Source organism: Streptomyces sp. NPDC096136 (assembly GCF_044763325.1).
GTDB lineage: Bacteria > Actinomycetota > Actinomycetes > Streptomycetales > Streptomycetaceae > Streptomyces.
The window spans coordinates 45,417-58,411 of the sequence record NZ_JBIWFZ010000033.1 but is presented as its reverse complement, the minus strand read 5'-3'; the positions used below and the strand labels follow the sequence as shown (position 1 = coordinate 58,411).

Below are 12,995 nucleotides of genomic sequence, written 5' to 3'. Positions count from 1 at the left end.
TCGATGTCCGCGGCGTGCTGCGTGGAGACGACGACCGTGTCCAGGCGCACGGCCTTGTCGCCGTCGTACTCGATGGTCACCTGGGTCTTGCCGTCGGGACGCAGGTAGGGGACGGTCGCGTTCTTGCGGACCTCGGTCAGGCGGCGCGAGAGCCGGTGCGCGAGGTGGATCGGCAGCGGCATCAGCTCGGGGGTCTCGTCACAGGCGTAGCCGAACATCAGCCCCTGGTCGCCCGCGCCCTGGCGGTCGAGCTCGTCGCCCTCGCCCTCCACGCGCCGCTCGTAGGCGGTGTCGACACCCTGGGCGATGTCCGGGGACTGGGCGCCGATGGACACCGAGACGCCGCAGGACGTGCCGTCGAAGCCCTTCTTCGAGGAGTCGTAGCCGATCTCGAGGATCTTGTCGCGGACGAGCTGTGCGATCGGGGCGTACGCCGTCGTCGTCACCTCGCCCGCGATGTGCACCTGGCCGGTGGTGATGAGGGTCTCCACGGCCACGCGCGAGGTCGGGTCCCGGCGCAGCAGCGCGTCGAGGATCGTGTCGCTGATCTGGTCGGCGATCTTGTCGGGGTGGCCCTCGGTCACGGACTCCGAGGTGAACAGACGACGGGACATGCGGCTTCCTCCTGTGTACGGCCCGGTGCACGGCCTTGTGCAGGCCGCGATGGCGACCGTCGCCGACCTCCCTGGAGCCGCGCTCGAACGCGGCGCGCGCCCCGGGTCCCCGGCCCGCCGCACCGGCCCCGCCGGACGGACCGGCGGGGCCGGCCGGCGGCCCCCGACCGCCCGGCCCCGTACTCCGCGCGGACGGCGGCTCGCAGGGATGCCGCCGCGGCCGCGGCGGCCCCGTCTCAGACGGCCGCGCTCACCGCGACCCGCTCCGCGCGCGCCGGGCTCAGCAGCCGCCCGTGCAGCCGCTTGAGCTCCGCGGAGGGCTCCAGGCCCAGTTCCTCGGCGAGGAGCCGGCGGACCTTCTGGTAGGCCTGGAGGGCCTCCGCGCGCCGTCCGGCGGCGCCGAGCGCGCCGATGAGCCGGCTGTGGAACCACTCGTTGAGCGGGTAGTCGTTGATCAGCTTGCGCAGCTCGGGTATGGACTCGCGGTGGCGGCCCAGCGCCTCCTGCGCCTCGATGCGGGTCTCGAAGGCCCTGATGCGCAGTTCCTCCAGGTGCACGATGTGCCCGGCGAGCACGTCGCCGGCGGGGAAGTTCGACAGGGCCGGCCCGCGCCACAGGTCGAGCGCCTGGCCGACCGTGCGCAGCGCCCGCTGGGGCTCCTCCTCGGCCAGTTCGTACCGGGCCCGGGTGACGAGCCGTTCGAAGATCCGCACGTCGACCTCGGAGTCCTCGACGCTCATCACGTAGCCCGAGGGGCTGGTGACGATCAGGCAGCGGCCGGCGGGCGCCAGCCGCTCCTGCGTGAACATCCGGCGCGCGTGGTAGACGTACGTCTGGAGGGTCGTGACCGCGCTGCGCGGGGGGTTCTCGCCCCACAGCTCCCGGATGAGGGCCTCGGCCGTGACGATCTCGCCGGGCCGGGTGAGCAGGAGCGCGAGCGTCTGGCAGACCTTGGGGGTTCCGGGCTGGTGGGTCCTGCCGTCGTCGGTGACGATCTCGAAGGGGCCGATGAGATTGAAGCGCATGGAAGATGACTCCTCATCAGCGGAAACGATGAAAAAACGGGACGGCTGGAATCAATAGAAGTCTCTTGTGCGGTGAATGCACCCGTCAACAGGGCCCATGTCAGAACGCGGTCAATCTGCGTCAGAATTGAGCCACCTACTGGCCGGTTTTTCCTCCGGCCCGCAGACGGCGGGAAAGCGGTCGTGAAACGCGGAAAAGACGGCCGCCCCGCCGGATTCCTCCGGCGGGGCGGCCGTCCTCATTCGGTCCGCTGTCGGCTATTGGCTCACTCGCCGAGCAGGTAGCGGATGTGCTTCACCAGCTCGCCGATGTCCTCGCGCAGCAGGCTGTAGTGGTCGGCGTCGAGGTCGATGACGGTCGGCGGCTCGGCCGAGTAGCCGCTGCTGTTCTCCAGGAACGAGTAGTCGTCGCCCACGGCCTTGAAGATGCTGATCGGCGCCTGGAGGGTGCGCTCGGCCAGCTCGTGGAAGGAGTACTCGAATTCGTAGGTCTGGCCCACGACCGAGATGATCCGGCGGGCGAGGTCGACGTCGATCCCCTTGAGCTCGCTGATGAACTCGGCGAAGGACGCCTCGTCCGTCACGGTCTCCAGGCACCGGTCCAGGTCCGGACCGGAAATGGTGCCGGTGAAGACGGAGAACAGGATCGTGGTGTAGCCGCGGTTGGCGAAGGACGCCTCACGGCCCCACACCTTGCCGTTCTCGGCGCGCACCTTCGGCGAGCCCGGCGCGATCAGGAAGAGGTTGTCCACCTTCTCGCCGGCCTGCTCCAGCTGGTAGGCGGTCTCGAAGGCCACGCGGGCGCCGAAGGAGTAGCCCCACAGGGTGTATGGGCCCGTCGGCTGGATCTCCTTGAGGGCCTCGATGTCCTTCTTGGCCATCTCGGTGATGGTCTCGTACGGCGTCTCGCCCTCGTTGATGCCGTACGACTGGACGCCGTAGAACGAGCGGCCGAGGCCGATCTCGCCGGCCAGGGAGCGCAGGTTCATCGGGTAGCCGCCCAGACCCGGCCAGCAGATCACGGGCCGGGCCTTGCCGGTCTCCGCGTGCAGGCGGACGAAGCGCGAGGACTCCTGGGCGACCTCGCGCTCCAGGCGGCGGGCCAGCTTCTCGATGGTCGGGGACTCCAGGACGCTCTGCAGCGGCAGGGAGACGCCCAGGCGCGCGTTGAGCTCGCGGACCAGGCCGACGGCGATCAGCGAGTTGCCGCCGGACTCGAAGAAGTCGTCCTGGACGGAGGCGTTCTCGCGGCGCAGGGCCTTCTCCCAGACGCCCGCGATCTCCTTCTCGGTCTCCGTGCGCGGGGCGACGAAGGGGCGCTCCACGAGCTCGGCGTTGACCTGGTCGGAGGCGTCGAGCGCCTTGACGTCGATCTTGCCGTTGGCGGACAGCGGCAGCCGCTCGAAGACCACGACCCGGTTGGGGATCATGTAGTCCGGCAGGAAGCTGACGAGGTCGTCGCGGATGAGCTCGGCCGGACCGCGCATGTGGACGCTGTCCTCGCGCATGCCCTCGTGCTCGACCTGCTCGTCGCTGATGCGGCCGCCGACGAAGAAGTACATCGGACCGCCGTCGACGCCGTTGGCGCCGAGGACGGCGTCCATGCGGCGGGACGCGGGCAGCGGGTTGCCGGTCTTGGAGCTGTAGCCGGAGGACATGAAGCCCAGGTTCAGCCCGTTCATCATCAGGTGCTGGAGCTTCTTGCCGAGGGTGATGTACTTCAGCCACTCCTCCTCGGCCCGGCTGTAGACGCTGATGCCGAAGCTGGCGGCCTGGTACACCGACTGGTTGATCGCGATGACGTGCTTCTTGAGGACGATGTCGTCCGAGAAGCGGGTCAGCCCGCCGTTCTCGTAGCGGTACTGGCCCTCGGGCAGACCGGCGATCTTGTTGCCGTGCGTCTGGACGTAGACCTCGGCGTGGTCCTCGCGCCGGCCCGCGTGCGGGACCAGCTCGAAGGTGCCCAGGTAGTAGTCCTCGTCGGCGACGTCGAGCAGGTCCTTGACCGCCGGCTCGTAGGCGCGGTCGTGGATGTCGAGGCCGTAGGCCGGCAGGATCTGCTCGAAGAGGCCGACCATGTGGCCGGTCTCGATCTCCAGGACCTCGACGATGTTGTTCTTGTAGACCGGCTCGATGCCGCTCTTCTTGCCGATGAAGTGGATCTGCGCCGTGGCCTTGCCGGTGGCCTCGCGCTCACTGATCAGCACGAGCTGGTGGCGGACCGGCTGGTAGTAGTAGTAGCCCGGCTTCAGACCGCCGACGCCCTCCAGCTCGAAGTACATCTGCGTCGCGTACAGCGCGCCCGGGGAGGCGTAGCCGTACTTCGGCAGGAGGCGCTCCTCGCTGATGTACTGGCCGAACCAGCGCAGGATCTGGCCGAGTTCGGCGGGGGCCAGGTCGGCCGCCTTGCGCGAGTAGCCCGCGGTGACCTCGGCGCCGAGCAGGCCCAGCAGGTCGGCCTGGGTGACGGGGCCGCCCTCGTAGAAGCGGTACGTCTTGCGGGCGAAGACCCGGGCGCGCTGCTCGGGGGTCGGCTCGGAGCCCTCGAGGTCGAAGGCCGGGCGGGCGGCCAGCTCGGCGTCGTCGCGCAGGCCCGGGTTGGACAGCTGCGCCTTGACCTGGAGCTTGCTCTTCTTCGACGCGTGGTGGGAGCCGTGGTTGCCCTGGTCCATCAGGGCGGCTTCCTTCTCGCTCAGCTCGATGCAGGCGATCAGGTTCTGGAAGCCGGTGCGGCCGTCGTTCTTGACGATGACGGCGGCGTTGCGGACCCAGTCGTGGTTCTCGATGGCCAGGGATATCTCGTCCAGCTCGACGCGGTAGCCGCGCAGCTTGACCTGGTTGTCGGCGCGTCCGGCGAACTGCACGGTGCCGTCGGTGTTCCACTGGCCGAGGTCGCCCGTCTTGTACAGGCGGACGGGCTCGGCGCCCTCCTCCAGCTCGATCTCCAGGAAGCGCTCGGCCGTCAGGTCGTCGCGGTGCAGGTAGCCGCGCGCCAGCTGGACGCCCCCGATGTACAGCTCGCCGATCTCCCCGACGCCGACCGGCTTCAGGGTCTCCTTGTCCAGGATGTGGTACGTGGTGCCGTGCACCGGGGAGCCGATGGAGATGGACTGCGGGCCCTCGTCCAGTTCGGCGGGGTCGACGGGGAACGACGACGAGTTGATGGTGGTCTCGGTCGGCCCGTAGACGTTGATCAGCGCCCGGCCGGGCATCTCCTGCGTGGTCTGGATGGCCAGCAGGCGGGAGAGGGCCTCGCCGCCGCTGAAGATCTGCTGGAGGGAGACGCACTCCGGGAACTTCTCGGTGTCGAGCAGGCCCTGGAGCAGGGTCGGGACGCACTGGAGGGTGGTCACGCCGTGCTTGACGATGGTCTCGATGAGGCCCTCGGGGTCGGCGTAGACGCCGGGGGCGCCCATGACGACGGTCGTGCCGTTGGCCGGGGAGAGGATCTCCCACTGCGCGGCGTCGAAGCTCATCGGGGTCTTCTGCAGGATGACCTTGCTGCGGTCGATCGCGTAGGTCTCGCGCAGCCAGCCGAGCTGGTTGACGATGCTGCGGTGCTCGATCATCACACCCTTCGGCTTGCCCGTGCTGCCGGAGGTGTAGATGACGTACGCGAGGGTGTCCGGGCGGGCGCCGCCGGCGGCGGGGGCCTCCTGGCCCTCGGGGCGGACGAAGGCCTCGGACTCGCGCAGGGTCACGATGGCGACGTCCTGCGGGGCGAGTTCGCGCAGGCGGGACACCAGGCGCTGCTGCGCCAGGATGATCTTCGCCTCGCTGTTCTCGATCATGTAGCGGAGCCGGTCCTCGGGGTACTCCGGGGAGAGCGGCAGGTAGGCGGCGCCGGCCTTGAGGATGCCCCAGGCGCCGACCATCAGGTCGATGGACGGCTCGACGAACAGGCCGACGCAGTCGTCCGCGGAGACGCCGAGGTGCCCCAGGTAGTCGGCCAGCGCCGAGCTTCTGGACCCCAGCTCGCGGAAGGTGAGCTTCTCATCCCGGTAGGCGACGGCGATCGCCTCGGGGTGTTCGGCCACCCGCTCCGCGAGCAGGCCGGGCAACGTGGTGGTCCCCTGCAGGGTGGGCTCGAGCACGCTGGTCTCCTGAAGAGTCATTTCCCGCTTCCTTACGTTCCGTTGTGGAGCACGGGCGCGGTCGGGCGCCCCCGCAACCGGGCTCCGGCGTGGTGGCGAGCCCGAGGTACGACGCTCGCCGCGAGCGTGGGGGGTGGTGTCCGCGCGGGGCGGGCACCGCTGGAAGCGGCGGGCGTCGGTGGCCGAGCTGCAGCTCGGCCGGGAAGTGCGTAGAACTGAGGGGCGCAAGGGCAATGCCTCACCACCCGGAAGGTCCGGAACGGCGCGGTGCGTGCGGCCGCCTCCCCCTACGGACGGACGGGCCCCCGTCAGGCCCGCCCGTCCGGGCGATCACCGGTTCTGCAGGAGCCGGGTTACTGATCCGTTCTCGAACACCGCGCGCGAGGCGCCCGCGATGAGCGGGGCGATGGACAGGACGGTGACCTTGTCCAGTCCGAGCGCCCCGGGCACCGGGAGGGTGTCCGTGAACACGAACTCGCTCACCTGCGAGTTCTTCAGGCGGTCCGCCGCGGGGCCGGAGAGGACCCCGTGCGTGGCCGCCACGATGACGTCCCGCGCCCCCTGGGCGAAGAGGGCGTCGGCGGCGGCACAGATCGTGCCGCCGGTGTCGATCATGTCGTCGACCAGGACGCAGACGCGGTCGCGGACCTCGCCTACCACCTCGTGGGCGGTGACCTGGTGGGCCACGTCCTTGTCGCGCCGCTTGTGGACGATGGCCAGCGGAGCGCCGAGGCGGTCGCACCAGCCGTCGGCCACGCGCACGCGGCCGGCGTCGGGCGAGACCACGGTCAGCGCTTCGCGGTCCACCTTGGAGCCGATGTAGTCCGCGAGGACCGGCATGGCGAACAGGTGGTCCACCGGCCCGTCGAAGAATCCCTGGATCTGGTCGGCGTGCAGGTCGATCGTCAGGATCCGGTCCGCACCGGCGGTCTTGAGCAGGTCCGCCACCAGGCGGGCCGAGATGGGTTCCCGGCCGCTGTGCTTGCGGTCCTGTCGCGCGTATCCGTAGAAGGGCAGGATCACCGTGACGCTGCGCGCCGAGGCCCGCTTCAGCGCGTCGATCATGATGAGCTGTTCCATGATCGACTTGTTGATGGGGGCGGTGTGGCTCTGGACGACGAAGCAGTCCGCGCCGCGCACGGAGGCGTGGTAGCGGATGTAGATCTCGCCGTTGGCGAAGTCGATCGCCTTCGTCTCGACCAGCTCCGTGCCCAGCTCCGCCGCGATGGCCTCGGCCAGCTCGGGGTGCGCGCGCCCCGAGAAGAGCAGCATCTTCCCGGAGTCGCTCACGCGGCGCTCTCGGCGAGCGTCGGGTAGTCCGTGTAGCCGGTGTGGTCGCCGCCGTAGAACTTGCTCTGGTCGGCGTCGGCCAGCGCGGCGCCGGTGCGGATGCGCTCCGGCAGGTCCGGGTTGGCGATGAAGGACGAGCCGAAGGCGACGGCGCAGGCGACGCCGGCTTCCAGCGCCTCGCCGGCGATCTCGCCGCTGACCGCGACGCCGTTCTCCGGGTGCGGGCACAGGACGATGGTGCCGGTCCACTGGGCGCGCAGCGCCTCGATGTGGTCGCGGTTGCCGCCCTCGAGGATGTGCAGGAAGGCGACGGGCGGCAGGGCCGCCACGAGCGCCTCGTAGAGGGCGCGCGTGTCGCCCTCGACGATGTCGTTGTACGGGTTGGACGGCGAGATGCGCACGCCGACGCGGTCGGCGCCGATGCGCTCGGAGACCGCCTCGATCACCTCGATCGCGAAGCGGATGCGGTTCTCGACCGAGCCGCCGTACTGGTCGGTGCGCTGGTTGGTGTTCTCCGCCAGGAACTGGTGGAGCAGGAAGCCGTTGCCCGCGTGGATCTCCACGCCGTCGAAGCCGGCCTCGATGGCGAGCTCGGCGGAGTCCGCGTGCTCCTTGACGACCTCGGCGATCTCCTCGACCGTCAGGGCGCGCGGCTGCGGGTAGTCGAGCGGGCCCTGGGGGCCGTAGGCCTGGCCGGCCGCGGCGATGGCGGACGGGGCGACCGACTGGTGGCCGCTCGGGTAGAGCGAGGGGTGGCCGATGCGGCCGCAGTGCATGAGCTGCGCGACGATCAGACCGCCCCGGGCGTGCACGGCCTCGGTGACCGGCTTCCAGGAAGCGGCCTGCTCCGCGGTGTGCAGACCCGGGCTGTTGCCGAAGCCCTGACCCGTCACGGAGGGCTGGGCGCCCTCGGTGATGATCAGGCCGGCGCCCGCGCGCTGACCGTAGTAGGTGGCCATCAGGTCGGTGGCGAGGCCGTCGGCGGTGGCCCGGTTGCGGGACATGGGCGCCATGACCACTCGGTTGCCCAGGGCCAGCTTCCCCAGAGTGACCGGCTCGAACAGCTTCTCGGACATGTGTGTCTCTCTCCAGACTGAGGTCAACGCGTGGTGCGGTGGTGGTTCGAAGGGGCGGGTCAGCGCCCGGCGCGCTCGGCGAGGTGCGCGGAGTGCGCGACGGCCAGCCGGCCGGCCGCCTCGGCGCAGGAGGCGAGGACGGCCATGTTGGCCTTGGCGCTGCGGCCGTCGGTGGCGGCGTCGACGGCGCGCATCAGGTACTTGGTGATGGCCTGGCCGGAGACCCCGTCGCGGGTGGCCTCGGCGACCGCGGCCCGGATGGCCGTGTCCACCTCGACGGAGTCGATGGCGTCCTCCTCCCGCACCGGGGTGGTGATCAGGAAGGAGCTGTTGTTGCCGAGCGCCCAGTGGGCCTCGATGGCGCGGGCGATGACCTGCTCGTCGTCCAGGCGGTGGGGCGCCTTGTGGCCGCTCGTACGGCAGTAGAACGCGGGGAAGTCGTCCGAGCGGTAGGCGACGACGGGGACGCACTGCGTCTCCAGGTACTCCAGGGTCAGCCCGAGGTCGAGGATCATCTTGGCGCCCGCACAGACCACCGCGACCTTGGAACGGGTGAACTGGATCAGGTCCGAGGAGACGTCCCAGGTCTCCTGGGCGCCGCGGTGCACGCCGCCGATGCCGGCGGAGGAGAAGAAGGGGATCCCCGCGAGCTCGGCGGCGACCACGGAGGAGGCCACCGTGGTGGCGCCCAGGCCGCCCTGCGCCAGGATGACGGGCAGGTCCCGGCTGGACACCTTGGGGATGTTCGGCAGGGAGGCGAAGCGCTCGATGTCGGCGTCCGACATGCCGACGCGGATCTCCCCGGCCTCGATGCAGATCGTCGCCGGGACGGCGCCGCCGGCCCGCACCGCGTCCTCCACCTTGCGGGCGGTGGCCGCGTTGTCCGGGTACGGCAGGCCGTGGGTGATGACGTTGCTCTCCAGGGCGACGACGGCCTTGCCCTCGTGGAGGGCCTCCCGGACTTCCTCGGTGTAGACGACGGGGATGCCGCTGCTTGCGCTCATCGGGTCTCTCTCAACTCTCGTTCCAGTAGCCGGGTCGCTTGACCAGCAGATCCGGGCGGGCCGCTATCTCTGAGAGGACCTGGTCGTCCCAGTCCTCCGGACTGACCGGCTCGACGGAGATCGAGACGGTGTCCTCGCCGGTGGCGAAGGTCTTCGTCACGGCGGCGGTGACCGCCTCGTCGATCGCCTGGAGCTGCTCGGCCGTGAAGTCCCTGGGGTAGTGCCTGATGTGGATGTGGGGCACGGCTTCGGTCCTCTCGCGAGTCGTTCGTGCAGGGGGGTTGGTGGCACACCGCGGACGGGGGAGGCCGCGGTGTGCCACCACCACTCCCCACCCGCCTCGGGGGTGGTGACGGGCGGGGAGTCTGTGGCGGGTGTCCTCGGCCTAGGCCTTGACGGACTCCCGCGAGGTCTCGAGGGCCGGCTCGGGTTCGGGCTTGGGCTTGCCCCTGCGCGGCTGGGCCAGGATCACGGACGCGACCACGGTCAGGGCTCCGACGATCTGGATCGGCGAGAGCGACTGGTCGAGGACGAAGTAGCCGAGCAGGGTGGCCGCCAGGGGCGAGGCGAAGCTCAGGAACGACACGGCCAGCGCGGGCAGCCGGGCCACGCCGCGGAACCAGATCGCGTAGGCGAACAGGGCCCCGATGATGCCGAGGTAGGCGAAGCCCCAGAGGTTCTCGGCCGTGATCTCGCTCGGCAGCCCCTCGCCGATCAGCGTGACCGGGAGCAGCACCAGCCCGCCGACGGTGAGCTGCCAGCCGGTGAAGGGCAGCAGGCCCACGCCTTCGGGGCGTCCCCAGCGCTTGGTCAGCACGATGCCGGAGGCCATGCTGAGCGCGCCCAGCAGACCGGCGATGACACCGGTGGCGTTGAGCCCGGCGTTCGGCTGGAGGACCAGCAGGGCCACACCGCCCGCGCCGAGGGCGCAGGAGATCAGGTGGATCGGCTTGATCTTGTCCTTCAGCAGGGCCGCGCCCAGCAGGAGCACGATCATCGGCTGGATCGACATCACCAGCGCCGCGACGCCGCCCGGCAGGTGGTAGGCGGCCACGAAGAGCAGGTAGAAGAAGGCGCCGATGTTCAGCACGCCGAGCACCAGCGCGCGCCACCACCAGATGCCCTTGGGCAGCGTCCGGCCGATGAGCACCAGGATCAGCCCGGCGGGCAGGGCACGGAGCAGGGAGGCCAGCAGCGGCCGGCCCTCCGGGAGCAGCTCCGTGGTGACCAGGTACGTGGACCCCCAGATCGCCGGCGCGAGTGCCGTCAGCGCGGAGTCGGCAACGGTACGGCTGCTCTTCATCAGGCGACTGCCGAGTCGGTCGTGCCGAAGTAGCGGTCGCCGAAGTCGCCGATGCCCGGGATCATGAACGCGTTCTCGTTGAGGCGCTGCTCGATCGAGGAGGTGACGATCTTGACGAGCGGGTACGCGGCGTGGACGGCCTCGATGCCCTCGGGCGAGGCGAGGAAGTTGACGAAGACGATGTTCTCCTCCTTCACGCCGGAGTCGAGGAGGACCTCGATGGCCGCCTTGGCGCTGCCGCCGGTGGCGAGCATCGGCTCCAGGAGGAGGACGTGCCGGTGGGCGATGTCCTCGGGGAAGTTCTTGTAGTACAGGTGCGGGAGCTTGGTGGTCTTGTCCCGCTGGATGAGCAGCTTGCCGACGGTGATGTCGGGGATGACCTGGCGCAGTTCGTCGAGCATCGAGTCACCGGCCCGGACCACGGGCACGGCGCACAGCTGGGGACCGAGTCTCAGTCCCTCGTACGTCTCTCCGACCGGCGTGATGGCCTCGTGCTGGTCGAACGGCAGCTGGTTGAGCGCCGATTCGAGCAGGAGGCGGATGATGCGCCGGGAGTAGAACACGAAGTCCGCGCGGGAGGCCCTGCGGTCACGGATGATCGTGTGCATGGCGCGGAGCTGGTTGGTCTGCGGCAGCGGGTGGACATTGTGGTGGCCGGTCGCCATGAGAAACCTGCTTCTCGTCGGTCGTGGAGACGTGCTGCGGCCGGGCCCGGGGCCCTGCGGGGCCCGGGAACCGCAACCGTGTGGTCGGGTGCCGGGATCAGCCGTTCGCGATCTCGGCGAAGGCCTTCCGCGACTCGGCCACGAACTTCGCGACCTTGGCGCGGTCCTTGCGGCCGTCGGGGCCCTCGAGGAGGCTGTGGGCGTCGACTGCGGCGGGCTTGACGAAGCGGATGGCGTCGGCGACGTTCTCCGGGCTCAGGCCGCCGGCCATCATCAGGGGCTTGGGGGAACGGCGCACGAGCTCGGCGCTGACGTTCCAGTCGTGGGTGAGGCCGGTGGCGCCCTTGGCACCGGTGGCCGGGTTGAAGGTGTCGGTGATGAACATGTCCACCACGTCGGCGACCTCGTCGACGAGCTGGAGGAGCTCCTCGGCGTTGTCCTCCTTGACGACCAGGCTCTTGAGCACGTAGAGGTCGGGGCGGTTGGCCTTGAGCTTGCGCAGCTGCTCCGGCTCGACGTCGCCGTGGAGCTGGACGGCCTTGACACCGAGCTGCGTGGTGAACGCGCTGATCTCGTCGGCGTCCGTCATGTAGCTGATGAGGACGCCCTCCTGGGGAGCCGTCAGCCCGGCGATGATCTCCGTGGCGGCCGCCTCGGAGATGTCGTCCTTGCCCGACGGGAGGCGGAGCGGGAAGCCGAACCAGTCGCAGCCTTCCTCGGCCAGCATCTTGGCCTCTTCGGCGTCGATGATCCCGGCGACCTGCACCAGGTCCTTCACGTCACTCATGTGTGTTCCTTTGCGGAATGATCTGATGAATCAAACAGGCTGATGAATCAAACAGACTTACGAGATGCCGAGTGGACGTGTCCCGGTATGACGGACTTCGTTACACGTCACGGGATGCTCACGAAAAGCGTCGTTGGTACCGATCTGTAGGTCAACGGGATCTATGTCAGATCCCGGTCAACCTTCTTCATTTCTCGGTCAGTTGTGGCCGAGACCCGCTCGACGCCCGGCTCCCGGGCGAGTAGGCACTCCTCCAGGAAGGCCATGACCCGCAGGTGGTAGCCCCGGGAGGCCCAGCCCAGACTGACGTTGTGTCCAGCATGCGGCTGGATGACCACCTCTGTGGAGGCCCCGCTCAGCGGACTCAGCAGTTCCTCCACGGCCGCGCGGTCACGCCTCCACCAGAGCTCCTGTTCGGCGAACGTGAAGCGAACGGGAGCCCTCACACCGGCCGCCACGGCGGGGTACGCCACCGGCCACGAGGGGGTCTCCCGGGCCTCCTCGGCGGGTACGGGCCGCACCAGGCCGGTGCAGGCCCGGAAGGCCTCCGGCGGGTAGAAGCGCAGCGCGCCCCAGTGCCGGCGCCACTGCCCGGGGAAGTCCGCCCCGGGCAGCTGCCCGGGCTCCACCGCGAAGTGGCGGCCGACTCCGCACAGGTCCACGCCGAGCGGCGCGAGCCGGCCGCGGGCGCCGGCGGCCGCGGACAGTGCGAGGCGGCCGCCGTTGGAGTGCGCCACGAGGAAGACGCCCGCGCCGAGCCCGTGGCCGTCGGCGTACCCGTCGAGGGCGCGGAGCAGGGCGGCCGTCTGCCCGGCGAGGTCCAGCCCCCGCGGCAGCGCGGCAGCCGAGGCCCCGTACCCGGGCCGGTCCAGGGCGAGCACGGCGAAGCCCAGGGAGGCGCCGAGCTCCAGCAGGGAGAACCCGGGCCGCACCCGGCTGTCGAAGTAGCCCGCGCTCATCCCCGCCCCGTGCAGGGCCACCACCAGGGCCCGGGGCACGGGGTCCGCGGGCAGGGCGAGCAGCCCCGACAGCGGGATCCCGTCCGCGTCGAGGACGACGGACCGCACCGGGGGCGCGGCGGGGGACGGGGTGGGGGCCATGGGGGTCCTCCGGGAACGGGTCGGCACCCCGCCGGGG

11 protein-coding genes are annotated in these 12,995 nt (G+C 70.3%); all 11 read right to left on the bottom strand.

Features of this window, described 5'->3' with window-relative positions:
* Positions 1-614: S-adenosylmethionine synthetase N-terminal domain-containing protein (locus ACIRBY_RS37015; RefSeq protein WP_403909256.1), on the bottom strand; the 614-nt coding region annotated here is incomplete at its 3' end.
* A gap of 236 nt (positions 615-850) precedes the next feature.
* Entirely contained in the window at positions 851-1,639 is a 789-nt protein-coding gene (locus ACIRBY_RS37010; protein ID WP_403909253.1) for a BTAD domain-containing putative transcriptional regulator, read from the bottom strand.
* A gap of 266 nt (positions 1,640-1,905) precedes the next feature.
* Positions 1,906-5,754 (bottom strand): amino acid adenylation domain-containing protein, encoded by a 3,849-nt coding sequence (locus ACIRBY_RS37005; RefSeq protein WP_403909250.1) that lies wholly within the window; start codon positions 5,752-5,754, stop codon positions 1,906-1,908.
* A gap of 309 nt (positions 5,755-6,063) precedes the next feature.
* Positions 6,064-7,005: a ribose-phosphate diphosphokinase gene (locus tag ACIRBY_RS37000; RefSeq protein ID WP_366455889.1), complete on the bottom strand. Its 942-nt coding sequence runs from the start codon at positions 7,003-7,005 to the stop codon at positions 6,064-6,066.
* A 14-nt stretch (positions 7,006-7,019) separates the two neighbouring features.
* Positions 7,020-8,099: an alkene reductase gene (locus ACIRBY_RS36995; protein WP_403909248.1), complete on the bottom strand. Its 1,080-nt coding sequence runs from the start codon at positions 8,097-8,099 to the stop codon at positions 7,020-7,022.
* Positions 8,100-8,158: 59 nt separating this feature from the next.
* A complete protein-coding gene (locus ACIRBY_RS36990) occupies positions 8,159-9,103 on the bottom strand; it encodes a pseudouridine-5'-phosphate glycosidase (RefSeq protein ID WP_403909245.1) in 945 nt (314 codons plus the stop codon).
* Positions 9,104-9,113: 10 nt separating this feature from the next.
* Complete coding sequence (locus ACIRBY_RS36985) at positions 9,114-9,347, bottom strand: tautomerase family protein (protein ID WP_042820002.1); 234 nt, start codon at positions 9,345-9,347, stop codon at positions 9,114-9,116.
* A 141-nt stretch (positions 9,348-9,488) separates the two neighbouring features.
* Positions 9,489-10,406 (bottom strand): EamA family transporter, encoded by a 918-nt coding sequence (locus ACIRBY_RS36980; RefSeq protein ID WP_403909242.1) that lies wholly within the window; start codon positions 10,404-10,406, stop codon positions 9,489-9,491.
* Positions 10,406-11,071, bottom strand: coding sequence for a uracil phosphoribosyltransferase (upp, locus tag ACIRBY_RS36975; RefSeq protein ID WP_403909240.1), 666 nt, complete (start codon positions 11,069-11,071; stop codon positions 10,406-10,408). The genes ACIRBY_RS36980 and upp overlap by 1 nt, the downstream gene beginning before the upstream one ends.
* 97 nt (positions 11,072-11,168) lie before the next feature.
* A complete protein-coding gene (locus tag ACIRBY_RS36970) occupies positions 11,169-11,858 on the bottom strand; it encodes a phosphoribosylanthranilate isomerase (RefSeq protein WP_403909237.1) in 690 nt (229 codons plus the stop codon).
* Positions 11,859-12,019: 161 nt separating this feature from the next.
* Positions 12,020-12,958, bottom strand: coding sequence for an alpha/beta hydrolase (locus ACIRBY_RS36965; RefSeq protein ID WP_403909234.1), 939 nt, complete (start codon positions 12,956-12,958; stop codon positions 12,020-12,022).
* Positions 12,959-12,995 lie beyond the last annotated feature (37 nt).

Excerpts from the sequence above, each read along its gene's own strand:
- ACIRBY_RS37005 (WP_403909250.1), bottom strand. The coding sequence starts at position 5,754 with ATGACTCTTCAGGAGACCAGCGTGCTCGAGCCCACCCTGCAGGGGACC.
- upp (WP_403909240.1), bottom strand. The coding sequence starts at position 11,071 with ATGGCGACCGGCCACCACAATGTCCACCCGCTGCCGCAGACCAACCAG.
- ACIRBY_RS36990 (WP_403909245.1), bottom strand. The coding sequence starts at position 9,103 with ATGAGCGCAAGCAGCGGCATCCCCGTCGTCTACACCGAGGAAGTCCGG.
- ACIRBY_RS36965 (WP_403909234.1), bottom strand. The coding sequence starts at position 12,958 with ATGGCCCCCACCCCGTCCCCCGCCGCGCCCCCGGTGCGGTCCGTCGTC.
- ACIRBY_RS37000 (WP_366455889.1), bottom strand. The coding sequence starts at position 7,005 with ATGCTGCTCTTCTCGGGGCGCGCGCACCCCGAGCTGGCCGAGGCCATC.
- ACIRBY_RS36970 (WP_403909237.1), bottom strand. The coding sequence starts at position 11,858 with ATGAGTGACGTGAAGGACCTGGTGCAGGTCGCCGGGATCATCGACGCC.
- ACIRBY_RS36980 (WP_403909242.1), bottom strand. The coding sequence starts at position 10,406 with ATGAAGAGCAGCCGTACCGTTGCCGACTCCGCGCTGACGGCACTCGCG.
- ACIRBY_RS37010 (WP_403909253.1), bottom strand. The coding sequence starts at position 1,639 with ATGCGCTTCAATCTCATCGGCCCCTTCGAGATCGTCACCGACGACGGC.
- ACIRBY_RS36995 (WP_403909248.1), bottom strand. The coding sequence starts at position 8,099 with ATGTCCGAGAAGCTGTTCGAGCCGGTCACTCTGGGGAAGCTGGCCCTG.